General features: G+C 68.6%; 21 protein-coding genes. 19 read left to right on the top strand and 2 right to left on the bottom strand.

The features are described 5' to 3' along the window. The first annotated feature begins 5 nt into the window (after positions 1-5). The 5 genes from E3T22_RS10385 to E3T22_RS10365 all read left to right on the top strand — a co-directional run bounded on the left by E3T22_RS10385 (position 6) and on the right by E3T22_RS10365 (position 3,117). Positions 6-473 carry a GNAT family N-acetyltransferase gene (locus E3T22_RS10385; protein WP_241983660.1) on the top strand — a complete coding sequence of 156 codons (468 nt, stop codon included), beginning with the start codon at positions 6-8 and terminating at the stop codon, positions 471-473. Positions 474-504: 31 nt separating this feature from the next. Beyond that, on the top strand, positions 505-942 hold the full coding sequence (aroQ, locus tag E3T22_RS10380; RefSeq protein WP_088456292.1) for a type II 3-dehydroquinate dehydratase: 438 nt from the start codon (positions 505-507) through the stop codon (positions 940-942). Positions 943-1,056: 114 nt separating this feature from the next. Then, a complete protein-coding gene (gene efp, locus E3T22_RS10375; RefSeq protein WP_088456291.1) occupies positions 1,057-1,617 on the top strand; it encodes an elongation factor P in 561 nt (186 codons plus the stop codon). After that, positions 1,617-2,036: a transcription antitermination factor NusB gene (nusB, locus tag E3T22_RS10370; RefSeq protein ID WP_088456290.1), complete on the top strand. Its 420-nt coding sequence runs from the start codon at positions 1,617-1,619 to the stop codon at positions 2,034-2,036. The genes efp and nusB overlap by 1 nt, the downstream gene beginning before the upstream one ends. An 82-nt stretch (positions 2,037-2,118) precedes the next feature. After that, positions 2,119-3,117, top strand: coding sequence for a DUF4190 domain-containing protein (locus E3T22_RS10365; protein WP_134480053.1), 999 nt, complete (start codon positions 2,119-2,121; stop codon positions 3,115-3,117). Between the two features lie 8 nt (positions 3,118-3,125). On the opposite strand, the gene E3T22_RS10360 is transcribed toward E3T22_RS10365, so the two are convergent. Next, entirely contained in the window at positions 3,126-4,217 is a 1,092-nt protein-coding gene (locus E3T22_RS10360) for a hypothetical protein (RefSeq protein ID WP_088456288.1), read from the bottom strand. Between the two features lie 142 nt (positions 4,218-4,359). Next, entirely contained in the window at positions 4,360-5,979 is a 1,620-nt protein-coding gene (locus E3T22_RS10355; RefSeq protein ID WP_134480052.1) for an HNH endonuclease signature motif containing protein, read from the bottom strand. A gap of 120 nt (positions 5,980-6,099) precedes the next feature. Between E3T22_RS10355 and pyrR the strand changes: the two genes are divergently transcribed. From pyrR to E3T22_RS10285, 14 genes are all read left to right on the top strand, one after another. Continuing rightward, complete coding sequence (gene pyrR, locus E3T22_RS10350; RefSeq protein ID WP_088456286.1) at positions 6,100-6,645, top strand: bifunctional pyr operon transcriptional regulator/uracil phosphoribosyltransferase PyrR; 546 nt, start codon at positions 6,100-6,102, stop codon at positions 6,643-6,645. Continuing rightward, positions 6,642-7,592 (top strand): aspartate carbamoyltransferase catalytic subunit, encoded by a 951-nt coding sequence (locus E3T22_RS10345; RefSeq protein ID WP_088456285.1) that lies wholly within the window; start codon positions 6,642-6,644, stop codon positions 7,590-7,592. Before pyrR ends, E3T22_RS10345 begins: the two co-directional genes overlap by 4 nt. Position 7,593: 1 nt before the next feature. Beyond that, positions 7,594-8,940, top strand: coding sequence for a dihydroorotase (locus tag E3T22_RS10340; RefSeq protein ID WP_134480050.1), 1,347 nt, complete (start codon positions 7,594-7,596; stop codon positions 8,938-8,940). Then, complete coding sequence (locus E3T22_RS10335) at positions 8,933-9,526, top strand: hypothetical protein (RefSeq protein WP_134480048.1); 594 nt, start codon at positions 8,933-8,935, stop codon at positions 9,524-9,526. Before E3T22_RS10340 ends, E3T22_RS10335 begins: the two co-directional genes overlap by 8 nt. Positions 9,527-9,529: 3 nt before the next feature. Then, on the top strand, positions 9,530-10,696 hold the full coding sequence (gene carA, locus E3T22_RS10330; RefSeq protein WP_088456282.1) for a glutamine-hydrolyzing carbamoyl-phosphate synthase small subunit: 1,167 nt from the start codon (positions 9,530-9,532) through the stop codon (positions 10,694-10,696). Continuing rightward, a complete protein-coding gene (gene carB / locus E3T22_RS10325) occupies positions 10,696-13,983 on the top strand; it encodes a carbamoyl-phosphate synthase large subunit (protein ID WP_134480046.1) in 3,288 nt (1,095 codons plus the stop codon). The genes carA and carB overlap by 1 nt, the downstream gene beginning before the upstream one ends. Further along, the gene (pyrF, locus tag E3T22_RS10320; RefSeq protein ID WP_370291351.1) at positions 13,980-14,888 is read left to right on the top strand and encodes an orotidine-5'-phosphate decarboxylase; all 909 of its coding nucleotides are present in this window, start codon (positions 13,980-13,982) and stop codon (positions 14,886-14,888) included. Before carB ends, pyrF begins: the two co-directional genes overlap by 4 nt. Further along, a complete protein-coding gene (gene gmk / locus E3T22_RS10315; RefSeq protein WP_134480045.1) occupies positions 14,881-15,801 on the top strand; it encodes a guanylate kinase in 921 nt (306 codons plus the stop codon). The genes pyrF and gmk overlap by 8 nt, the downstream gene beginning before the upstream one ends. 136 nt (positions 15,802-15,937) lie before the next feature. Continuing rightward, entirely contained in the window at positions 15,938-16,195 is a 258-nt protein-coding gene (gene rpoZ / locus E3T22_RS10310) for a DNA-directed RNA polymerase subunit omega (protein WP_066595628.1), read from the top strand. Positions 16,196-16,225: 30 nt separating this feature from the next. Continuing rightward, complete coding sequence (coaBC, locus tag E3T22_RS10305) at positions 16,226-17,491, top strand: bifunctional phosphopantothenoylcysteine decarboxylase/phosphopantothenate--cysteine ligase CoaBC (protein ID WP_134480044.1); 1,266 nt, start codon at positions 16,226-16,228, stop codon at positions 17,489-17,491. A gap of 109 nt (positions 17,492-17,600) precedes the next feature. After that, positions 17,601-18,794: a methionine adenosyltransferase gene (gene metK, locus E3T22_RS10300; protein ID WP_088456278.1), complete on the top strand. Its 1,194-nt coding sequence runs from the start codon at positions 17,601-17,603 to the stop codon at positions 18,792-18,794. Positions 18,795-18,810: 16 nt separating this feature from the next. Continuing rightward, a complete protein-coding gene (locus E3T22_RS10295) occupies positions 18,811-20,901 on the top strand; it encodes a primosomal protein N' (RefSeq protein ID WP_134480042.1) in 2,091 nt (696 codons plus the stop codon). Then, positions 20,902-21,819 carry a methionyl-tRNA formyltransferase gene (gene fmt, locus E3T22_RS10290; RefSeq protein WP_088456276.1) on the top strand — a complete coding sequence of 306 codons (918 nt, stop codon included), beginning with the start codon at positions 20,902-20,904 and terminating at the stop codon, positions 21,817-21,819. Further along, the gene (locus E3T22_RS10285; protein WP_134480040.1) at positions 21,816-23,261 is read left to right on the top strand and encodes an RsmB/NOP family class I SAM-dependent RNA methyltransferase; all 1,446 of its coding nucleotides are present in this window, start codon (positions 21,816-21,818) and stop codon (positions 23,259-23,261) included. The genes fmt and E3T22_RS10285 overlap by 4 nt, the downstream gene beginning before the upstream one ends. Positions 23,262-23,293: the final 32 nt, after the last annotated feature.

Here is a 23,293-nt window from a genome sequence, read left to right as displayed (position 1 = left end):
AATCCGTGACGGTTCGCGCTTACGCCCCTGAAGACGCGCCGAGCACTCTCGCCGTCTTTCTGGACGCCGTGACAACAACGGCGTCCCAGCACTACTCGCCCGAACAGATTGCCGCATGGTCTGCGCCCGGGGAGCGCGATGTCGAAAAATGGAACCTTGCCAGGGCCGGGCGAGGAACGGTGGTTGCGGTAGTCGAAGGAGACGTGGCCGGGTTCTCCGACGTCAACGCTGACGGATACATCGACATGATGTTCGTGTCACCTCGGTTCGGCCGACGAGGCGTTGCGAGTGCCCTGCTGGGTGCGATCGAACGCAGAGCGAAATCGCTGAACGCGGCCACGTTGTGGACTAACGCGAGCATCACCGCCCGTCCCTTTTTCGAGCAGCACGGATTCGTCGTCGAGGCGAAGCAGCATCCAGTCAGCCGAGGTGTGCGGATGACCAACTACCGGATGGCCAAACAGCTGTCCTAGCTCTCGACCCGGCCGGGCCTAGGCTGGGTCCATGCGCACAGTCCTCGTTTTGAACGGCCCGAATCTCGGACGCCTCGGCAGCCGGGAGCCTGACGTCTACGGCTCAGCCGACCTCGACGACCTATGGACGCTTCTCACCGATTCCGCACCGGAGGACGTCACCGTTGATGTGCGTCAGACCGACGACGAGGCCGAGCTCATCCACTGGCTCTACGAAGCCGTGGACACGACAACACCGGTGGTGCTCAACCCGGCCGCGTTCACGCACTACAGCTACGCGCTGCGCGACGCCGCGGCCCTCGTCACCAAGGCCGGTATCCCGCTCGTCGAGGTCCACATCTCCAACCCGCACGCCCGCGAGACCTTCCGCCACACCAGTGTGGTCAGCGCCGTGGCCACCGGAGTCATCGCCGGATTCGGCTTCGACTCCTACCGCCTGGCCCTCGACCACATCGTGCGCCTGGGCTGACCTCCTCCCGAGCGCCTGGGCGCACGGAATCGATCCGCCGCGGCGTGTCGGCTACACTCGTCTGAGACCTTTGGTCGCGCACCTTCCCAATTGAATCGAACGGAACACCTCTTCATGGCATCTACCGCCGACATTAGAAATGGCGTCGTCCTCAACATCGACAAGCAGCTGTGGGCCGTCATCGAATTTCAGCACGTCAAGCCCGGCAAGGGTGGCGCGTTCGTGCGCACCAAGCTGAAGAACGTCGTCACGGGCAAGACCGTCGACCGCACCTTCAACGCCGGCGCCAAGATCGAGACCGAGAACGTCGACCGTCGCGACTTCCAGTACCTTTACGCGGATGGCGAATCGTACGTCTTCATGGACGTCTCGGACTACGACCAGCTCACGGTATCCGCCGCCGTCGTGGGCGATGCCGCCAACTTCATGCTCGAGAACCAGGCCGTGACCGTCGCTCTGCACGACGGCAACCCGCTCTACGTCGAACTGCCGGCATCCGTCGTGCTTGAAATCACCTACACCGAGCCGGGCCTGCAGGGCGACCGCTCCACCGGCGGCACCAAGCCCGCGACCGTCGAGACCGGCTACCAGATCCAGGTGCCGCTGTTCCTCGAGCAGGGCACCAAGGTCAAGGTTGACACCCGCAACGGTGACTACCTCGGCCGCGTCAACTAGTGAGCGCCCGCACCAAGGCGCGCAAGCGCGCCATCGATATCCTGTACGCCGCCGACATCCGTCAGACCACGATCCCGCAGTCGCTGGCCATGGAGGCCGAGCGCGCCGCCAACGAACCGGCCCGCATGGTGTCCTGGCTCTACGCCCGGGACATCGTGGACGGCGTCGTCGACCACCGCGAGGAGATCGACGAATTGATCGAGACGTACTCGCAGGGCTGGACGCTCTCGCGGATGCCCACGATCGACCGGGCCATCCTGCGCATCGGCATTTGGGAGATCCTGTACAACGACGCCGTGCCGCACGCCGTCGCGATCGACGAGGCCGTCGAGGCCGCCAAGGTGCTCTCGACCGATGACTCGGCCGGGTTCGTCAATGGACTTCTCGGGCGCATCGCCCAGACGGCGCCATCCGCCTAAGCCGACCGCATCGTCGGCTTGAGCAGCACGTAGTACCGGTCCCGGGCGCATCGCTCGGGACCGGATTCACGAGGGGGAGAACATGACGGAACGCACCGACGGGACCACCGACGCAAACACTGGCGAGTACCCCGCCGGTAACCCGGGAGACCAGCCGGCGGCGCCTGCGCCGTACAAGGCTCCGCCCTCCATCGCGCCCACCACCCCGTACGCCGGACCCGTTGCGCCGCGCACGAACACCCTCGCGATCGTGGCGTTGGTGACCGGATTCTGCTGCAACATCGCAGCCGTGATCACCGGGCACATCGCGCTCAGCCAGATCAAGCGCACCGGCGAGGCCGGCAAGGGTCTCGCCATCGCCGGGCTCGTACTCGGTTACGCGAGCATCGGCCTCACGGCGGTCCTGCTCGTGGTGCTCGTGTTCTTCACGGCGGCGATGGGTGCGTTCGTCACCGCTGTCGCCGGCGCCACCTCGTCGGTGACATCCGAGTCGACCTCGGGGCCGACCGGTCAGATCGGTGCCGCCTATTTCGACGAGGGTTACCTCCTCGTCGGCACCGGAAGCACTGTGGTCGACCTGTACATCGATCCGATGTGCCCGTACTGCGGCCAGTTCGACATCGCCAACGGTGACACCCTGGCTGCCCTGGTCGAGGACGGCAGCATCACCCTGCGACTGCACTCGCTGACCTTCCTCGACGAAGCCTCGCAGGGCAGCGAGTACTCCACGCGGGCGTCCGCCGCGCTGACCTGCGAAGCCTCGATCAACCCCGAGTCCACCCTCGACTACCTGGCCGCGCTGTTCGCGAATCAGCCGACCGAGGGCACCACCGGCCTCAGCGACGATGAACTCGTGGCGTTGTCCGACGGCGCCTCGTCCATCGCCGAGTGCGTCACGGGCGAGCAGTATCACGCCTGGTCGCAGCAGAACACGGATGCCGCGCTGACCGGCCCGATCCCCGGCGCTGAGATCGCGTCGATCCAGGGCACGCCCACCGTCCTGATCGACGGAGTTCAGTACGACGGCCCGATCGGCGACCCGCAGGCTCTCGCCGACGCCATCCTGGGCGTCACCAGCTAGCCTGCCGTTCAGGTGGCCAGGGTTATGCTCGGAACCATACCGGCGATCGACGCCCAGAGCTTCACGTCGTCGGCGGGCTGGGGCCGATAGGGCGTCCCCGATTTGTCGCGGCACTCCAACGAGATCTGCGCCTCCAGGGCCACGCCGATCGCGTAGGTCCGGGACCCGCGCAGCTGGAGGGTCACCGAGAGGTCGGTGAAAGCATGCCGTTGTGAACTGATCGCCGAACCACCCTTGCCGCTCTCGTCGAAAGCAAAGAGGGTCCGAGAGCCGAACGGGCTCAGCAGCTCCCAGGCCCCGGTGATCGGGTCGATCTCCCAACCGGCGACATACGCGGTGCCCCGGTACGAGAAGGCCGCGAACCCGATCGGTCCGGCCGGCAGGAACCACCACCGGCTCTCGGCGACCAGGTCTACCGAGGCCGTGACCGTCACCGACGAGAGGCTGGCCCGGGGCACGAGCGTCACCCCGGTTCCGGCGAATCCGATGTCACCGGAGTCCATCGCGGAGACGTTCACCCAGCTGAACAGTCGTCCGGTCTTCTCCGACGCGTCGCTGCCATCCGGCTGCCCGTCGCGGCCGTTCGCCCACCGATACCGAAAGCGATGATCGTCGGGGGCCGGTGAACTCCAATAGGTGCGATAGTCGGCGTCGGCAGGGATGTAGAGGTTATCCGGCCAGGTGACGACGAAGGGCGCACGCGCACGGAAATAGTTCGCGAACAGGGCCTCACGATATTTCTTCACGCCGACGAGGGTGCGGACCGCGTCGCCCGTGGTGAGCTCGATCTCATCGTGCACGGCCTCGATCTCGCGTCGCCGCACGAAGCTGATGGGTCCGGCCGGCGCGCCGACCTCCGAGTCGACGTTCGAGGGTTCCCGCGACTCGGACCTGGCCGTCGATGCATGCCCGGTGGCTTCGCGCCGGTTCTGACGGTGGGTGCCGGCAGGTTCAGGCTCGGCGGTTGGGACGTCAGCGGCTGCGTCCACCATCGGGTCGACGGGTACATCGTTCGCCGGGTCGTCAGCCGGAACCGGACGCTGGTCGTCGGGTGGGTCACCGTGCCGGTCCTGAGGACGGTCGTTGTCAGCGGGGCTCATCAGATCACCTCCTGGCGCCACGGGCGCGCTGCATCGCAGATCGCGGAGTTGTGTCGCAAGGCAGGGTAGTCACCCCGAGGTGGTTGCGCGAGGTCTGCGACGCATCGAGACATCCGCTTCAACGAGCGCGGGCTTGTGGGCCTTAGAACGGTGGGTTCTCGGGTGCCGGTGGGGTCGGCTTCAGGGTCGGCCGCTGCCGGGGCATCAGGTAGGTCTCGTCGGCGGGCCGCCTCCGGGTCTTCGGCCCCACGACCGGTGGTCGGGGTCGGGGTGGTCCGAATGGATTGGCAGGGTCGGTGCGGTAGCTGCGTTTGCCCGGTGAGGTCCAGTGCAGGATCCCACCTGGTTCCTGCGTGACTCGCCACTGGCTGAGGTGTTTGAGTCGGTGGTGGGGTTCGCAGAGGTGGGCGAGGTTGTCACTGTCGGTGTTGCCGCCGCCGGCCCAGGGGTCGGTGTGGTCGACGTCGCTGGTCACCGCGGGTCGGGAGCAGCCCGGGAACCGGCAGGTTTCGTCGCGCACCCGCAGGTACTTCTTCATGGCCTTGGTGTTCTTGTGCTGGGTTTTGCCCAGCGAGAGCACCACCCCGGTCTCCGGGTGGGTCAGTAGCCGGGTGAAGCTCGGTGCGTGCCCGGCGATCTCCCGCGCGGCCTCGGGGGAGATGGGCCCGTAGCCTTCGAGGGTGGCGGGTTCCTCGTCCAAGCTCAGCAGGGTGAGCACGGGCACGGTGACCATGACCGTGCCGCGGATGCCACCACCCATCCCGTCGGGCGTGATTCCGTCCAGCAGCAGGGCGGCGGTGATGTCGGCGCGGAGTTGGTCGAGGGTGCGGGTCGGGGAGTCGTCGGCCGGGTCCTGCGCGATGCCGAAGGCGGCACCGTTGCTGCTGGCGTCATCCGTTTGGTCGGCCGGGCTCGGGTCGCCGAGGTGCTTGAGCTTCACGGCCATCGTGTTGATCCGGTCGTGGGCGGCCTTGGTGTCGTGGGCGGTGCCGTACCAGTGCAACCAGCCCATCCCGTCCGGGGCGGCCTCCCAGCGGCTGTGCCGTTCGGTCAGGGCGTTCGTGCTGCGGGTCACGATCGACTCCGGGTGCAGCCGCTCCCGTAGCCGGCGGGCCTTGTCGATGAATCGGCCCACCGGCAGGCGCTTGGCCTCGGGCAGCACCTTCTCTTCGAACGCCGCCTGGTCCTCCATCGGCAGGGTGCGCATCTGGTCGACGAGCGCGGTGGCGTGCTGGTAACTGATCTCTCCGGTCGAGAGGGCCTCGAAGGTCGCCGGGGTGGCCAGGAGCCAGAGGGACTGGTCCATCAGGTGCTCCACGGTGCGTTCGGACAGGCGCAGCAGGCAGGCGGTCTCACTGACAATCGTGCGGCGGGCCACGTCCCGGTCCTCCCACCGGCTATGGGCGGCCGCGCGGGCTTGGTCCTCGGTCAGGGTGGCCGCGTTCACGTCGGCCAGCCGGATGCTCTCCGGGTTGCCGTGCAGGCGCGAGGAAACGAGCGGGTCCTCACTCCAGCCCTGCAGGGCGACGAAGAACTCGGCCTGCCGGGCCTGCGCCTGCGCAATGGCGCGGGCCTCGACCGCGATCAGCTCAGTGCGGCGGGCCAGCTCCGAGCAGACCAACTCGTCCAGGGCCGGGTTGGGGACGTGCGGCCCGAAAGCGGTCGGGTCGACAGGGGAGGGGGTGGAGCCAGGTGGCGCGGACTCCGGAGAGCGGTGGTCAGCATCCGGAGCGGGCGGTACTGCCTGGTCGGGGTTACTCATGATGAGATCGTCTCACCTACCACCGACACTGCAGAAGGTTCCGGGACGGGGATGCTAGGGTCTAAAGGTACTAATGACCTACTTTAAGAGCCGTCCTGTGAGACGGGAAAGGAGGTCGGTTTGACGGAGCGCACCGTGCTCACCCAGGCTGACATCACCCGAGCGTTGACTCGGATCTCGCACGAGATCCTGGAGTCCAATCGTGGAAGCGAGAACCTGGTCATTCTGGGCATCCCCACCAGGGGAGTAGCCCTCGCCCAGCGGATAGCCGAGATCATCCAGCGCATCGAACCGGCATCCGCCGCCGTGCGCGTCGGCTCTCTCGACGTGACCATGTACCGTGACGACCTCGCGCACACCCGCACCCGTACCCCCGCGCCCACCCAGGTGCCGGGCAGCATCGACGGTGCCACCGTGGTCCTGGTCGACGACGTGCTCTACTCCGGCCGCACCATCCGCGCCGCCCTGGACGCCCTCGGCGACCACGGCCGCCCCAGCGTCGTGCGGCTGGCCGTCCTGGTGGACCGCGGCCACCGCGAGCTGCCGATCCGCGCCGACTTCGTGGGCAAGAACCTGCCCAGCGCCACGCACGAACGCATCAACGTGCACGTCACCGAGGTCGACGGCGATGAGTTCGTCAGCATTGAGGGAGGAATGGAGTCATGAGACACCTGCTCTCTACCAAGGCGCTCAGCCGCGACGAGGCCATCAGCCTGCTCGACATCGCCGAAGACATGGCCGATGTGGCCAACCGGGAGGTCAAGAAACTCCCGACCCTGCGCGGCAAGACCGTGGTGAACCTCTTCTTCGAGGACTCCACCCGCACCCGCATCTCCTTCGAGGCCGCCGCCAAGCGACTCAGCGCCGACGTGATCAACTTCAGCGCCAAGGGCTCCAGCGTCTCCAAGGGCGAAAGCCTCAAGGACACCGCCCAGACCCTCGCCGCCATGGGCGCTGACGGCGTCGTCATCCGGCACCCCGCGTCAGGAGCCCCGCAGGTGCTGGCCGGCAGCGGCTGGATCGACGCCGGCATCATCAACGCCGGCGACGGTACCCACGAACATCCCACCCAGGCCTTGCTCGACGCATTCACCATCCGCCGCCGCCTCCACGATGGGGCCTCCCGAGGCCGCGGGCTCGACGGCGTCACCGTCACCATCGTCGGCGACATCCTGCACTCCAGGGTCGCCCGCTCCAACCTGTGGCTGCTGAACACCCTCGGCGCACACGTCACCTTCATCGCACCGCCCACCCTGGTGCCCGCCGACACGTCGGCCTGGCCGGCCGCTATCGGCTACGACCTCGACGCGGCCATCGACGCCGGTCCCGATGTGGTGATGATGCTGCGCATCCAGGCCGAGCGGATGAACGCCGCGTTCTTCCCGAACAGCCGCGAGTACTCCCGCCGCTGGGGCCTGGACGACGAGCGATTCGCCCGGCTGTCGTCGCATAGCATTGTCATGCACCCCGGACCGATGAATCGCGGCCTGGAGATCTCCTCCGCCGCGGCCGACTCCGACCGGTCCACCGTGCGCGAACAGGTCGCAAACGGGGTATCAGTGCGCATGGCCGCGCTGTACCTGTTGTTATCGGGCGACCGAGAGGATCACTGAAATGTCGAGCGAACGCTACCTTGTGCGTGGAGCACAGCTGAGCGACGGAACCACCACCGACCTGCTGCTGGCCGACGGTGTCATCACCGCGACCGGCACCCAGCTGTCGGATGCCGGCGCGACCGTGATCGACGCCGACGGGCTCCTCGCACTGCCCGGCCTGGTCGACCTGCACACGCACCTCCGCGAACCCGGCTACGAGCAGAGCGAAACCGTGCTCACCGGCAGCCAGGCGGCAGCCATCGGAGGGTTCACCACGGTATTCGCCATGGCGAACACCTCACCCGTTCAGGACACCGCCGGCGTCGTCGAGCAGGTGCTCGCGCTGGGGGAGAGCGCCGGCTACGTGACCGTGCAGCCGATCGGTGCCGTCACCGTCGGCCTGGCCGGTGAACGCCTCGCCGAACTCGGCGCCATGGCCACAAGCCGCGCCAATGTGCGAGTGTTCTCCGACGACGGCTTCTGCGTCTCCGACCCGCTCCTGATGCGCCGGGCCCTCGAGTACGTCAAGGCCTTCGACGGTGTCGTCGCCCAGCACTCCCAGGAACCGCGCCTCACGGTTGGCGCACAAATGAACGAGGGCGCCCTCTCCAGCGAGCTCGGCCTCACCGGCTGGCCCGCCGTCGCCGAGGAATCGATCATCGCCCGCGACGTACTGCTGGCCGAACACGTGGGTTCGCGCCTGCACGTCTGCCACCTTTCCACCGCCGGTGCCGTCGACGTGGTGCGTTGGGCCAAGGCCCGCGGCATCAATGTGACCGCGGAGGTCACCCCGCACCACCTGCTGCTCACCGAGGAACTCGTGGCCGGCTACGACGCCCGCTACAAGGTGAACCCGCCGCTCCGCCGCCGCGAAGACGTCGAAGCCCTGCGCCAGGGTCTGGCCGACGGCACCATCGACATCATCGCCACCGACCACGCCCCGCACCCCGTCGAGTCCAAGGACTGTGAATGGGACGCCGCCGCAAACGGCATGGTCGGCCTCGAATCCGCCCTGTCGGTGGCCCACGCCGCCGTGGTGGAGACCGGGTTCCTCGGCTGGAGCGACCTCGTCAGGGTGATGTCGACGACCCCGGCCCGGATCGGGCGCATCCAGGGCCAGGGCCAACAGCTCACTGTCGGCGCCCCCGCCGAACTCACCCTCTACGACCCGAGCGCCCGCCGGGTGTTCGGCCGTGAGAATCTGATCGGCAAGGGCGTCAACTCTCCCTACCTTCAGATGACGCTGCCCGGCCAGGTGCTGGCCACCTTTCACCGCGGTTATGCCACCGTGCTCGACGGCGTGCTGCAGAGTACGGCCCAGATCGAAGCCGCCCGGGGTCCGTTGGTACGGGGCGCCCATGAGTAGCCGCACGATCGCGACGATCATCACGGCGCTGGTCCTCCTCGCCGTCCTCGCCCTGATGCTGCGCTCCTGGCGTCGGCGCACCAAGCGGGATGCCGCGCTGCCCGCCGGCTACCCGCAGCCCGCCGATCGTGGCCGTGAACTGGCCTCCGCCGCAGCCCTGTACGTCGCCACCACCCCCCGCGACACACCGTTGGAACGCCTGAACATCCCCGGACTCGGCTTCCGTGCCCGCGGCGGCGTGACGGTCACCGAGCAGGGCGCGCTGCTCGAACTCGCCGGCTCGCCCGCACTGTTCATCCCGGCGGATGCCGTGCAGCTCGTCGCCGACGCCACCGTCGCCATCGACCGGGTGGTCGAGCCCGGCGGCCTGCTGCTGCTCGGCTGGCGGCTGAACTCTGTTGGCGTCGACACCACGGACCCCGACACCCCCACCGGTGTCGACAGCTACTTCCGTTTCAGCGACCCCGTCGACCGGCGGGCCATCACCGAAGCGATCAGATCTATCACTGCAGAACCCGGCACGACAGAACCCGGCACGACAGAACCTGGCAATACAGAATTCGGCACCGAAGAAAGTGAGGTGTAGCCCGTGAGCTACCCAACAACCACACCGGCCCCGGCCGTACTCGTCCTCGAAGACGGCAGCCGATACGTGGGACGCGCCTACGGCAGCCTCGGCCAGACCCTCGGCGAGATCGTCTTCGCCACCGGCATGACCGGCTACCAGGAGACTCTCACCGACCCCTCCTACGCCGGCCAGATCGTGCTGATGACCGCGCCGCACATCGGTAACACCGGCGCCAACGACGACGACATGGAATCCTCCCGCATCTGGGTCTCCGGTTTTGTGGTGCGCGAGCCCGCCAGAATACCGTCGAACTTCCGCTCCCAGCGCACCCTCGACGCCGACCTCGAGTCGAACGGGGTCGTGGGCATCAGCGGCATCGACACCCGCGCCGTCACCCGGCACATCCGCTCGCTGGGTTCCATGCGCAGCGGCATCTTCTCCGGCGACGGCTATGAGCTCTCCGAGGGCGAACAGCTCGAACTCGTCCGCGGCGGGGCCAGCATGCGCGGCCGAAACCTGTCCGACGCTGTCTCCACCGTCGAGCCGTACTCGATTCCGGCGCAGGGCGAACGCATCGGCTCTGTCGCCGTGCTCGACCTCGGCGTCAAGACCTCTACTCTCAACTACCTCGCCGAGCGCGGCTTCGAGGTCCTGGTGCTCCCGCAGTCGATCACCGCGGAGCACGTGCTCTCGCTGAACCCGACCGCCCTGTTCTTCTCGAACGGCCCCGGTGACCCCGCCGCCAGCGACGCCCACGTGACCCTGCTGCAGGAAGTGATGCGCGCCGGCGTGCCGTACTTCGGCATCTGCTTCGGCAACCAGCTGCTGGGCCGTGCCCTCGGCTTCGGCACCTACAAGCTGCCGTTCGGCCACCGCGGCATCAACCAGCCGGTGCTCGACAAGGCCACCGGCCGGGTCGAGATCACCTCGCAGAACCACGGCTTCGCCGTGGACATGCCCATCGAGGGCATCAGCGAATCCTCGACCGGATTCGGCCGCGTGGAGGTCAGCCACTACAGCCTCAACGACCAGGTCGTCGAGGGCATCAGGTGCCTGGACATCCCGGCCTTCTCGGTGCAGTACCACCCGGAGTCCGCGGCCGGCCCGCACGACGCCAACTATCTTTTCGACAGGTTCAGGGATGTGGTGGTCGCGCACGCGGCCGCCGGAGCAGGAGACGCCAAGTAATGCCCAAGCGCGACGATATCAACAGCGTCCTCGTCATCGGAAGCGGCCCGATCGTCATCGGTCAGGCCTGCGAGTTCGACTACTCGGGTACCCAGGCCTGCCGGGTCCTCCGCGAGGAGGGCGTCCGGGTCATCCTGGTCAACTCCAACCCGGCCACCATCATGACCGACCCCGACTTCGCCGACGCGACGTACATCGAGCCGATCACCCCGGAGATCCTCGAGACCATCATCGCCAAGGAGCGTCCGGATGCGATCCTGCCGACCCTGGGCGGCCAGACGGCCCTCAACGCGGCCATCGCCCTGCACGAGCGCGGGATCCTCACCAAGTACAACGTCGAGCTCATCGGCGCCAGCTTCGAAGCGATCAACAAGGGTGAAGACCGCCAGATCTTCAAGCAGCTGGTGCTCGACGCCGGCGCTGACGTAGCCAAGTCCTACATCGCGCACACCGTGGAAGAGGCCGTCGGCTTCGCAGAGGACCTCGGCTACCCACTCGTGGTGCGCCCGTCCTTCACCATGGGCGGCCTGGGCTCCGGCTTCGCGTACACCGAAGCCCAGCTCCGCCGCATCGTCGGCGACGGCCTGCACCAGAGCCCGACCACCGAGGTGCTCCTGGAGGAGTCCATCCTCGGCTGGAAGGAATACGAGCTCGAGATGATGCGCGACACCGCCGACAACACGGTGGTCGTCTGCTCGATCGAAAACGTCGACCCCGTCGGCGTGCACACCGGCGACTCCATCACCGTCGCGCCGGCGCTCACCCTCACCGACCGCGAGTACCAGAAGCTGCGCGACATCGGCATCGACATCATCCGCGCCGTCGGCGTCGACACCGGCGGCTGCAACATCCAGTTCGCCATCGACCCGGCCAACGGCCGCATCATCGTGATCGAGATGAACCCGCGGGTGTCCCGCTCCTCGGCACTGGCCAGCAAGGCCACCGGATTCCCGATCGCCAAGATCGCCGCGAAGCTGGCCCTCGGCTACCGCCTCGACGAGATCCCCAACGACATCACCAAGGTGACCCCGGCCAGCTTCGAACCCACCCTGGACTACGTCGTCGTCAAGGTGCCCAGGTTCGCGTTCGAGAAATTCCCCAAGGCCGACCAGCGCCTGACCACCACCATGAAGTCGGTCGGTGAGGCCATGGCCATCGGCCGCAACTACGCCTCAGCCCTGCAGAAGGCGCTCCGCTCGCTCGAAAAGCGCGGCTCCTCCTTCCACTGGGGTGCGGAGACCCGCACGGTCGAGGAGCTCCTCGAAATCGCCGAGGTTCCCACCGACGGCCGCATCGTCACCGTGCAGCAGGCGCTGCGCAAGGGCGCCACCATCGAGCAGCTCTTCGCAGCCACCAAGATCGACCCGTGGTTCCTCGACCAGATCGTGCTCATCAACGAGATCGCCGATGCCGTCGCCGCCTCGGACACCCTCGACACCGAGATCTTGCGCACCGCCAAGGACCACGGCTTCTCCGACGCCCAGATCGGCGAGCTCCGCGGCTTCGGCGAAGCGGATGTGCGCAAGGTCCGGCACATCCTCGGCGTACGCCCGGTGTTCAAGACCGTCGACACCTGCGCCGGCGAGTTCCCCGCCCTCACCCCGTACCACTACTCGAGCTACGACCAGGAGACCGAGGTCGTCCCGTCCGACCGCAGGAAGGTCGTCATCCTCGGGTCCGGCCCGAACCGGATCGGCCAGGGCGTCGAGTTCGACTACTCCTGCGTGCACGCCTCGTTCGCGCTCTCCGAGGCCGGTTACGAAACCATCATGATCAACTGCAACCCGGAGACGGTCTCCACCGACTACGACACCAGCGACAGGCTCTACTTCGAGCCGCTCACCCTGGAAGACGTGCTGGAGATCATCCACGCCGAAAGCCAGAGCGGCGAACTCGTCGGCGTGGTCGTGCAGCTCGGCGGCCAGACCGCGCTGGGCCTGGCCAAGGGACTGGAAGCCGCAGGCATCCCGATCCTGGGCACCTCCCCGACGGCGATCGACCTGGCCGAGGAACGTGGCCTGTTCAGCGGCATCCTCGCCGACGCCGGCCTGCTCGCGCCCCGCAACGGGGTGGCCACCGACTACAGCGGCGCCGTCGTCGTGGCCGAGGAGATCGGCTACCCGGTGCTCGTGCGCCCCAGCTACGTGCTCGGCGGCCGCGGCATGGAGATCATCTACGACAGTGCCTCCCTGGCCGACTACTTCACACGCATGCAAGGCCAGGGCATCATCGGCCCGTCGCACCCGTTGCTGGTGGACCGCTTCCTCGACGACGCCATCGAGATCGACGTCGACGCCATCTACGACGGCCACGAGCTCTACATCGGCGGCGTGATGGAACACATCGAAGAGGCCGGCGTGCACTCCGGTGACTCCAGCTGCACCCTGCCGCCGGTCACCCTCGGCCGCGCCGAGATCGACAGGGTCCGCGACGCGACCCTGGCCATCGCCCAGGGCATCGGCGTGCGCGGACTGCTGAACGTGCAGTTCGCCATCGGCGCCGGGGTGCTCTACGTGCTCGAAGCCAACCCGCGCGCGTCCCGCACCGTCCCGTTCGTCGCCAAGGCGCTCGGTATCACGCTGGCCAAGGCCGCCTCGCTGATCATGGTCGGCACCACCATCGCCGAGCTCAAGGCCAACGGCCAACTGCCGCTGATCGACGGTTCCCGAGTGCCGATGGACTCGCCGGTCGCCGTGAAGGAAGCGGTGCTGCCATTCAACAGGTTCCGCACCAAGGAAGGCCTCATCGTCGACTCGGTGCTCGGCCCGGAGATGCGTTCCACCGGAGAGGTCATGGGTATCGACCGCGACTTCCCGCGGGCGTTCGCCAAAAGCCAGCTCGCCGCCTACGGCGGAATCCCGCTCACCGGAACGGTCTTCGTGTCGGTCTCCGACCGGGACAAGCGCGCTGTGATCCTGCCGATGCTGCGCCTCTCGCAGCTGGGCTACACGATCATGGCCACCGAGGGAACCGCCGAAGTTTTGCAGCGGAACGGAATCGGGGCCACAGTGGTGGCAAAGTTCAGCGAAAAGGCCGATGAGTCCGTGGACACCGTCGTCGACCTGATCCGGCGCGAGGAGGTGCAGATCGTGATCAACACACCGAACGGTCGCACCGCACGCGCCGACGGCTACGAGATCCGCGCCGCCGCCGTCGCCGGCGACCTGCCCCTGTTCACCACCATCGCGGAGCTGAGCGCCGCCGTCGCGTCGATCGACTCGATCCGTACCGGCTTCGAGGTCACCAGCCTGCAGGAGTACGCGGCGAAACGGGCGGCGGCACTGTGACTCCAGCCGGCGCAGAGATCCCAGCCGAACCCGTAGCCAGCGCCGAAGCCTTCGGTGCACGTCTGCACGGTGCCTTCGCCCGATTCGGCCGGCTCTGCGTCGGCATCGACCCGCACTCCTGGTTGCTGACCGACTGGGGCCTGCCGGACACCGCCGCAGGGGCCGAAAGCTTCGGCCGGGCTGTCGTGGCCGCCGCCGCGGGACGGGTGGGCATCGTCAAGCCCCAGGTGGCGTTCTACGAGCGGTTCGGCTCCGCCGGCTACCTGGCACTGGAACGAGTGCTCGCCGACGCGCGAGCGGCGGGCCTCCTGGTCATCGCCGACGTCAAACGCGGCGACCTGGGCACCAGTGTCGAAGCCTACGGCCAGGCCTGGCTGAGCCAGGGCTCGCCGCTCGAGGTCGACGCCATCACCGTGAACCCGTACATGGGGGTCGGCTCGCTGAACAGCACCGTTGACCTCGCCGCGGACAATCACAAGGGACTGTTCCTGCTCGCCGCGACCTCCAATCCGGAGGCCGCCCACCTGCAGCAGGCCGTGCTCGCGGACGGAGCCCACGCGGGCCGTTCCGTGGCGGCGTCGGTGCTCGACCAGGTTGCCGCCATCAACGCCGACCGCGTGCCGGCGGGTTCGTTCGGGTCGATCGGCGTGGTCCTCGGGGCCACGGTTTCGCTGGCCGACTTCGGCATCGACACCCACGCCCCGGCCGCCCCGGTCGTCACCCCGGTGCTCGCCCCGGGCTTCGGCCACCAGGGTGCGAATCCCACCGATCTGGCCGGTTTGTTTGGCGGATACGCTCAAGGCGTTATCGTGAGTGAATCGCGCAGCGTTTTATCCGCCGGTCCCGCCCGTGTGGCCGATGAGATAACCCGCCGATCAACCGAAGCTGGAGCGACCCGTGGCTGATAATCGCCCTACCCCACCCGACGTCGACCGCGTCGCGGCCTCCCGCGCCGCCGTCGCAGCCCGACGAGCCCGCGCAGCCGTGAAAGCACAGGTCGCGGCCGGTGAACGTACCTCCCTCGACGTGCTCGCCGCCGCCGTCAAGGAACCGAACGGCGTGGAGGGCCGGCTGAGGGTGACCGAGCTTCTCGTTAGCATCCCCGCCATCGGGGTGACCAAGATGCAGCGCATCATGACCCGGCTGGAGATCTCGCCGTCCAAGCGCCTGGGCGGCCTCGGCAAGCACCAGCGCGACCGGCTGCGCGACTTCCTCGCCGCCCGGCCCACCGCCCGCAGGGGTGCGCCGGACTCCAGGCTCGTGGTCCTCGCCGGACCGACCGCGGTCGGCAAAGGAACCGTTGCCGCGCACATTCGTGAGCACCACCCCGAGGTACACCTGTCGGTATCCGCGACCACCAGGGCCCCGCGTGCCGGCGAGGTCGAGGGCGTCAGCTACTTCTTCGTCGACGACGCCAAGTTCGACCGGATGATCGAGGCCGGCGAACTCCTGGAATATGCCACCGTGCACAATGCCTACCGCTACGGCACCCCGCGCGGCCCCGTCGAGGCGGCCATCGCCGACGGCAACAGCGTTCTGCTCGAGATCGACATCCAGGGTGCCCGCTCGGTGCGCCGGGCGATGCCGGAGGCCCGTCTGGTCTTTCTGCTGCCACCCACCTGGGACGAACTGGTGCGCCGCCTGATCGGGCGCGGCACCGAGGATTCGGCCGAACAGGCCCGCCGGCTGGAGACCGCGAAGCTCGAATTGGCCGCCCAGGGCGAGTTCGATTACCGCGTCGTAAACAGCGACGTGGCCGAAGCGGCCGAAGAAGTCGTAGACTTGATGCAGATTCGCAAGGCATCGGCGCCGTCGTAGCGCCCGCTGTACTTGAATTCCTCGCGTCGACCAGGCGCATCAACGTGGTCAATGTCCGGTTTCCGACCACGGAAACCAATGAAATGACCGCGCAGCCCGTACATTTTGCTTGAACAGCATGAAGGAGTGTGACAGCGTGCCCAACAAGCCCACTGGCATCATTGACCCGCCCATCGACGACCTGCTCACCAAGGTCGATTCCAAGTACGCCCTGGTGATCTTCGCCTCCAAGCGCGCCCGCCAGATCAACGACTACTACGCAGACCTTCACGAAGGCAGCCTGTTCGACAACGTCGGACCGCTCGTCGACTCCACCGTCGACGACAAGCCGCTCTCCGTGGCACTGCGCGAAATCAACGAGGACAAGCTCACCTCGAAGCCCATCGTCGAATAACTCGACGCAGCTCTCACGTAAGCGCGCAGGATGTCGACTGGTCGCACGATAGTCGTCGGGGTAACCGGCGGCATCGCTGCCTATAAGGCCGTCAACGTCGTGCGCGCTTTTGTGCTGCTCGGGGACGACGTCCACGTCGTCGCCACGGAGGCTGCACTGCGGTTCGTCGGCAAGCCGACGCTCGAGGCGATCTCCCGCAACCCCGTGCACACCGACCTCTACGAGGGCGTTGCCGAGGTGCGTCACGTGGCCATCGGCCAGTCCGCCGACCTCATCGTGATCGCCCCTGCCACCGCCAACAGCATCGCCAAGATTGCCCTCGGCCTGGCCGACGACCTGCTGGGCAACACCATCCTCGCCAGCACCGCCCCGCTCGTGATCGCCCCCGCGATGCACACCGAGATGTGGAACAACCCCGCCACGGTGGCCAACATCGCCACGCTCCGCCGTCGGGGCGTCACCATCGTCGGGCCGGGCATCGGCCGGTTGACCGGCTCCGATTCCGGGCAGGGCCGGATGGAAGAACCCGACGCCATCGTGGACGCCGCCCTCGCCGCCCTCGCCGCCCACCGCGCGGCCACGCCCGCGAGTGTTCAGGTTCCGGACCTGGCCGGCCGGCACGTGCTGATCAGCGCCGGCGGCACCCGAGAACCCCTCGACCCCGTACGCTTCCTCGGCAACCGGTCCAGCGGGCGCCAGGGCGTCGCATTGGCCGAAGCGGCCCTGGCCAGGGGAGCCGTCGTGACCCTGGTCGCCGCGCACCTAGAGGTCGCTGCACCGACCGGCGCTTCCGTGCACAGCGTCAGCACCACCCTGGAACTGCAGCAGGCGATGCGGGACGCCGCCGCAGCCGCCGACATCGTCATCATGGCCGCCGCCGTCGCGGACTACCGGCCCGCGGAGGTGCAGGACGGCAAGATCAAGAAGGATGTGGCGGGAGACCGGGTCACCCTCGACCTGGTGCGCAACCCCGACGTGCTCGTCGGCCTCGTGCAGGACCGGCGCCCCGGTCAGGTCATCGTGGGGTTCGCCGCCGAAACCGAAGCCGACGACACGGCGCGCCGCGAACTCGGCCGCACCAAGATCCTCCGCAAGGGCTGCGACCTCCTGGTACTCAACAGGGTCGGTTGGACGCAGGGGTTCGCCACCGAACGTAATCAAATCGAGGTCCTGGACGGCGCCGGAGATATAGTGATGGAGGCCGACGGAACGAAATTGTCGGTGGCCCACCGTATTCTCGACAGCATCCTGGGCAGCAGCATCGACGCCATTCGAGCGGACGCACCCGTCTCTTGAGTCGGTGTCGCCTGGGCCGACATCACCCGGGCCCTGAGCGTTCAGGCATGCTCGCACCCGCACACCAATCAACCGCAGCACATTTATCCAAGAATTGAGACGAGCCCCGATGAGCGATCTTCGCCTCTTCACCTCGGAGTCGGTCACCGAAGGCCACCCGGACAAGATCTGCGACCAGATCTCCGACAGCATCCTCGACGCCCTCCTCACCGAAGACCCGCACAGCCGGGTCGCGGTGGAGACTCTCGTCACCACCGGCCTCGTTCACGTGGCCGGTGAGGTCACCACGGCGGGCTACGTCGAGATCCCGTCGATCGTGCGCAAGTGCATCACCGACATCGGCTACGACTCCTCCGACGTCTGGTTCGACGGCCGCTCCTGCGGTGTCGAGATCTCCATCGGCGGGCAGTCTCCCGACATCGCCCAGGGTGTCGACGACGCCTACGAAAGCCGGGAGCAGGACAGCCTGGACGACTACGACCGCCAGGGCGCCGGCGACCAGGGCATCATGTTCGGTTATGCCACCCGCGAGACCCCCGAGCTGATGCCGATCCCGATCTGGATCGCGCACCGCATGGCCGAACGCCTCGCCGAGGTCCGCAAGTCCGGAGAACTGAGTTACCTCCGGCCCGACGGCAAGACCCAGGTCACCATCGGCTACGACGGTATCGTTCCCCGCACCGTCGAAACCGTCGTGCTCTCCACCCAGCACTCCCCGTCAGTGCGCACCGAGCAGCTGCGCGCCGAGATCGCCGAACTCGTCATCAAGCCCGTGCTCGAGCGCGTCGACCTCGACGCGAGCAATCTGCGCACCCTGGTGAACCCCACCGGCCGGTTCGAGATCGGCGGCCCCCAGGGCGACGCCGGACTCACGGGACGCAAGATCATCATCGACACCTACGGCGGATCCAGCCGGCACGGTGGCGGTGCGTTCAGCGGTAAGGACCCGTCCAAGGTCGACCGCTCGGCCGCATACGCCATGCGCTGGGTCGCCAAGAACGCCGTCGCCGCCGGACTGGCCGAGCGACTCGAGATCCAGGTGGCATACGCCATCGGCACCGCCTCCCCGGTGGGCCTCTACGTGGAAACCTTCGGCACCGGCGCCCTGCCGGACAAGGACATCACCGCCGCCATCCGCGAGGTCTTCGACCTTCGACCCGCCGCGATCATCCACGACCTGGACCTGCTGCGGCCGATCTACGCCCAGACCGCGACCTACGGCCACTTCGGCCGCGAACTGCCCGACTTCACCTGGGAACGACTCGACAGGGTTGATGACCTGAGAAGCGCAGCCGGACTCTGAAGCCTGGAGGCCGCAGATGACCCGCACCGGCCTCATCGCGAGGGTGCTGATCGACTCGCCCCTGCCGCAGCTGGACCATCTCTTTGATTACGCCATTCCCGACGAGCTGGCGCACCTCGCCCAGCCCGGGGTGCGGGTGCGGGTTCCGTTGCGCTCGGCGAACCGAGTGGCCGACGGCTACCTGATCGAGCTGATCGACCCTAAGCAGGCCGCGGCGACGGTCGCTCCGACCGAGGGGGCGACCCTGGACGGCATCGGCGGCGCCGACACCGGCTACAGCGGCAAGCTCAGCCCGGTCGACTCGATAGTGTCCGCCGTACCCGTGCTCACCGAGCCCGTCTGGCAGCTCGCCCGGCGCCTGGCCGACCGGGCGGCCGGCAACGCGAGCGACATCGTGCGCCTGGCCGTGCCGCCCCGCGCCGTGCGGGTGGAAAAGGCCTGGCTCGCCGCACGGGACGCCACACCCGATGCGCCGGCCACGAATCCGGCCGACCCGCTGGCCGAACCCGGTTTCGCCGAATACCCGCCGGAAACACTCGGCACCATCGTGGCCGACCGGCTGCGCGTCTGCGTCGCCGCGGTGCCCAGCCTGGTGCGTCTGCCCGGCCCGGACGACGGCGGCAGCACCGTGGGTGCCTGGGCGATCACCATGGCCGAACTCGCCGTATCGGCGCTGCGCCAGGGCAAGAGCAGCATCCTGGTGGTGCCGGACTACCGCGACCAGGACCAGCTTCAGGCCGCCCTGACGACGCTGGCGCCCGCGGACGACGTCGTCCGCGTCGACGCCAGGCAGAGCAATCCGGACCGCTACCGCGGTTTCCTCACCCTCCTCGAGGGCCGGCCGCGGATCATCCTCGGCAACCGGTCCGCGGTGTATGCCCCCGCGCACGACCTCGGGCTGATCGTGCTGTGGGACGACGGCGACCCGCTCTACGGCGAACAGCTCAGTCCCTACGTGCACGCCCGCGACGCCGCCCTGATCCGCCGGGAGGCCGCCGACTGCGCGCTGGTCTTCATCGGCCACTCGCGCAGCGTGGAGACCGAACGACTGGTCGAGATCGGTTGGTTGCGCGCCGTGCACCCCACCCGTGACAGCCACCCCAGGGTGATCCCCACCACCTTCCAGTCCGAACCCGACGCACAGGCCAGGGCCGCCCGCATCCCGTCAGCGGCGTGGCTCGCCGCGAAGGAGGCCGTGCGGAACGGACCCGTGCTGGTGCAGGTCGCCAGTCCCGGCTACGCACCGATGCTGGCCTGCCGCTCCTGCGGAAAAGCCGCCCGATGCACTCAGTGCCAGGGACCGCTGGCCCTCGCCAATGCCAACGCCACACCCGCCTGCCGCTGGTGCGGCCACCTCGCCGCCGGCTGGCACTGCTCGCACTGCGAGGCCACCACCCTGCGCGTGGTCACCGTCGGCACCGGCCGCACCGCCGAGGAGCTCGGCCGGGCCTTCCCGGGCTCCCGGGTTATCGTCGCCGACGGCGAGCACACCGTGCAGACCATCGGGCCCGAGCCCGCCCTGGTGATCGCCACCCGCGGCGCCGAGCCGATACCCCGCAACGGCTACAGCGCCATCCTGCTACTCGACGGCGAACGGATGCTCGCCCGCGAGTCGCTGCGGGTGGGGGAGGACTGCCTGCGCTGGTGGGCCAACGCCGCAGCGCTGGCCGCTCCCGGCGCCTCAGTGATGCTCGCCGGAGTGGGCGGGGCCCTCGCCCACGCCCTGAACACCTGGCAGCCAGGTCCCTACGCCGCCGCCGAACTCGCCGACCGCCGCCAGCTACGCTTCCCGCCGGCGGTGCGGGTGGCCTCCGTCACCGGAACCACCGCGGAGGTCGAGACGGCCATCGAGTCGCTGGCCGAGCTGCCCGGTCTCGACGTGCTCGGCCCGGTCAGCCACGACCCCGCCGGCCCCGCCCAGAAGACCGGCGGGCCCGCGCTCGTGCGCGCCATCGTGCGGTTCGGCTACCCGCTCGGCGACGAGGTCGCCCGCACCCTCAAAGCCGCCATCGTGCGCAACGCGGCCGGCCGACGCAAGCCCAAGGGCGCCGCGTTCCGTCCTGCACCTACACTCAAAGTACGATTCGACGACCCGGAGCTGCTGTAAATGAAACTCGTCTTCGCCGGGACCCCACAGGTTGCCGTGCCCAGCCTGACCCTCCTGGCCTCCTCCGACCATGAGATCGCCGCCGTGGTGACCCGCCCGGATGCCGCCCTCGGTCGCAAACGCGTGCTCACACCGTCACCGGTGGCCGCTGCCGCTGAAAGCCTCGGCCTGACCGTCATCAAGGCCAACCGGCTCGACGCCGACGCGACCGCGGCCATCACCGCCCTGAACGCCGACCTCGGCGTCATCGTGGCCTACGGCGGCCTGGTGCGCGAGCCCCTGCTCTCCGCGCCCCGCCTGGGCTGGATCAACCTGCACTTCTCCCTGTTGCCCCGCTGGCGCGGTGCGGCGCCCGTGCAACGCGCGATCATGGCCGGAGACGCCGAGACCGGCGCCGCCGTGTTCCAGCTCGTCGCCGACCTCGACGCCGGAGCCGTCTTCGCCGAGCTCAGGGTCCCCATCGGCCGGCACGCCACCGCGGGCACCCTGCTGGAGAGCCTCAGCCACAGCGGTGCCGAACTGCTCCGACGCGTCGTCGACGACCTCGCAGCCGACAGCATCCGGGCCGTCGAACAGAGCGGCGAGGTCACCCTCGCCCCCAAGCTCAGCCTCGCCGACGCGCGGGTGGACTGGACGCTGCCCGGTGAGACGGTCCACGCCATCATCCGCGGCGTCACCCCCGAACCCGGCGCATTCACCGAGATCGACGGCGCCAGACTCAAACTCCACGACGTGGCCCCGGCACACGGCCAACCCGGCCTCAGCCCCGGACACATCACCCTCCACGACAAACGCGTTCTGATCGGCACCGGCACGGAGCCGCTCGAACTCATCACCGTACAACCGGCAGGAAAAACCCCAATGAAAGCACTTGACTGGTGGCGCGGAGTGGCAGCATCCGAGGTGATCGCCTCATGAGCGACCGCCGGGGCGACTCCCGCCCGAACGCCGCCCACACGAACGCTGCCCGCACGAGCGCTGCACGTCCAAGTTACGTCGTGCAGCCCGCCCGCCGGGTCGCCTACGAGGTGATCGCGGCCGTCCGCGAATCCGACGCGTACGCGAACCTGTTGCTGCCCACCCGCATCCAGCGGGCGGCGCTCAACACGGCGGACGCCGCGCTGGCCACCGAGCTCACCTACGGCACCCTGCGCATGCAGGGCTTCTACGACAGGGTCATCGCCGAGGCCGCCGGCCGGCCCGTCACGGCCATCGACCCGGCCATCCTCGACGTGCTCAGGCTCGGCGCGCACCAACTGCTGGCCACCCGCGTCGCCACCCACGCCGCCGTCAACGAATCCGTCGAACTTGCCCGCCAGGTGGGCTCACGCTCCGCGACGGGCTTCACCAACGGTGTGCTGCGCGCGATCGCCCGGGTCAGCGCCGACGAGTGGCGCGAACGCATCCTCGCCGACACCACGTCGCCGGACGACACCCTCGCGGCCCTGTATTCGCACCCGGTCTGGGTGGTGCGGGCGTTCCGGCAGTCCCTGCGCCAAGAGGGTCGCGAAGCAGAACTCGAAGAGCTCCTCGCCGCCGACAACGCCGCACCGCGGGTCAACATGGTGGCGCTACCCGGCCTCGCCGGGGACACCGCCGAGCTGGGTGACCCCAACGCCTTCTCGCCCACGGGCTTCGTGCTCGCCGGGGGAGACCCGCACCACCTGATGAAGGACAGCAACGGTCGCCTGCGGGTGCAGGACGAGGGCTCCCAGCTCGCCGCCCTCGCCCTCAGCCGCGCCCGCCCGGTTGTGGAGGGCGAGCGCTGGCTCGACCTGTGCGCCGGACCCGGCGGCAAGGCTGCCCTGCTCGCCGCGGAGGCCCTGAACGGCGGCGCCAGCCTCGTCGCCAACGAGGTCGTCCCGGCCAGGGCACAGTTGGTGCGGGCGGCGCTGGCCGCTGTTCCCGCCGACGTGCCCGTGTGGGAGATGGACGGCACCTGGGTCGGCGAGGACCAGCCGCAGGTCTTCGACCGGATCCTGCTCGACGCCCCCTGCACCGGGCTCGGCGCCCTGCGCCGGCGCCCCGAGGCGCGCTGGCGGAAGCAGCCCAAGGACGTCGCGGAGCTCTCCGACCTGCAGTCCGCCCTGATCCACGCGGCGCTCGGCGCCCTCAAGCCCGGCGGCATCCTGGCCTACGTCACCTGCTCGCCGCACATCGCCGAGACCCGGGGGATCGTGGCGACCGCCCGCAAGGCCTGGGGCGACAAGATCGCGCCGATGGACACGGCCGCGGTGTTGCAGGGCCTGGCCGTGCAGCCGCTGGACCTGGCCGGCGACCCCGGCAGCGTGCAGCTCTGGCCGCACCGGCACGGCACCGACGCGATGTTCATCACCCTGCTGCAGCGGCAGCCGGACTGAGCAGCCGGACTGCGCAGCGGCATTGAGCGGCC

Origin of the sequence: Cryobacterium sp. TMB3-10 (assembly GCF_004402305.1) — a bacterium.
Taxonomy (GTDB): domain Bacteria; phylum Actinomycetota; class Actinomycetes; order Actinomycetales; family Microbacteriaceae; genus Cryobacterium; species Cryobacterium zongtaii.
Note: the sequence above shows the minus strand (reverse complement) of the source record. Positions and strands in the feature narration are given on the sequence as shown.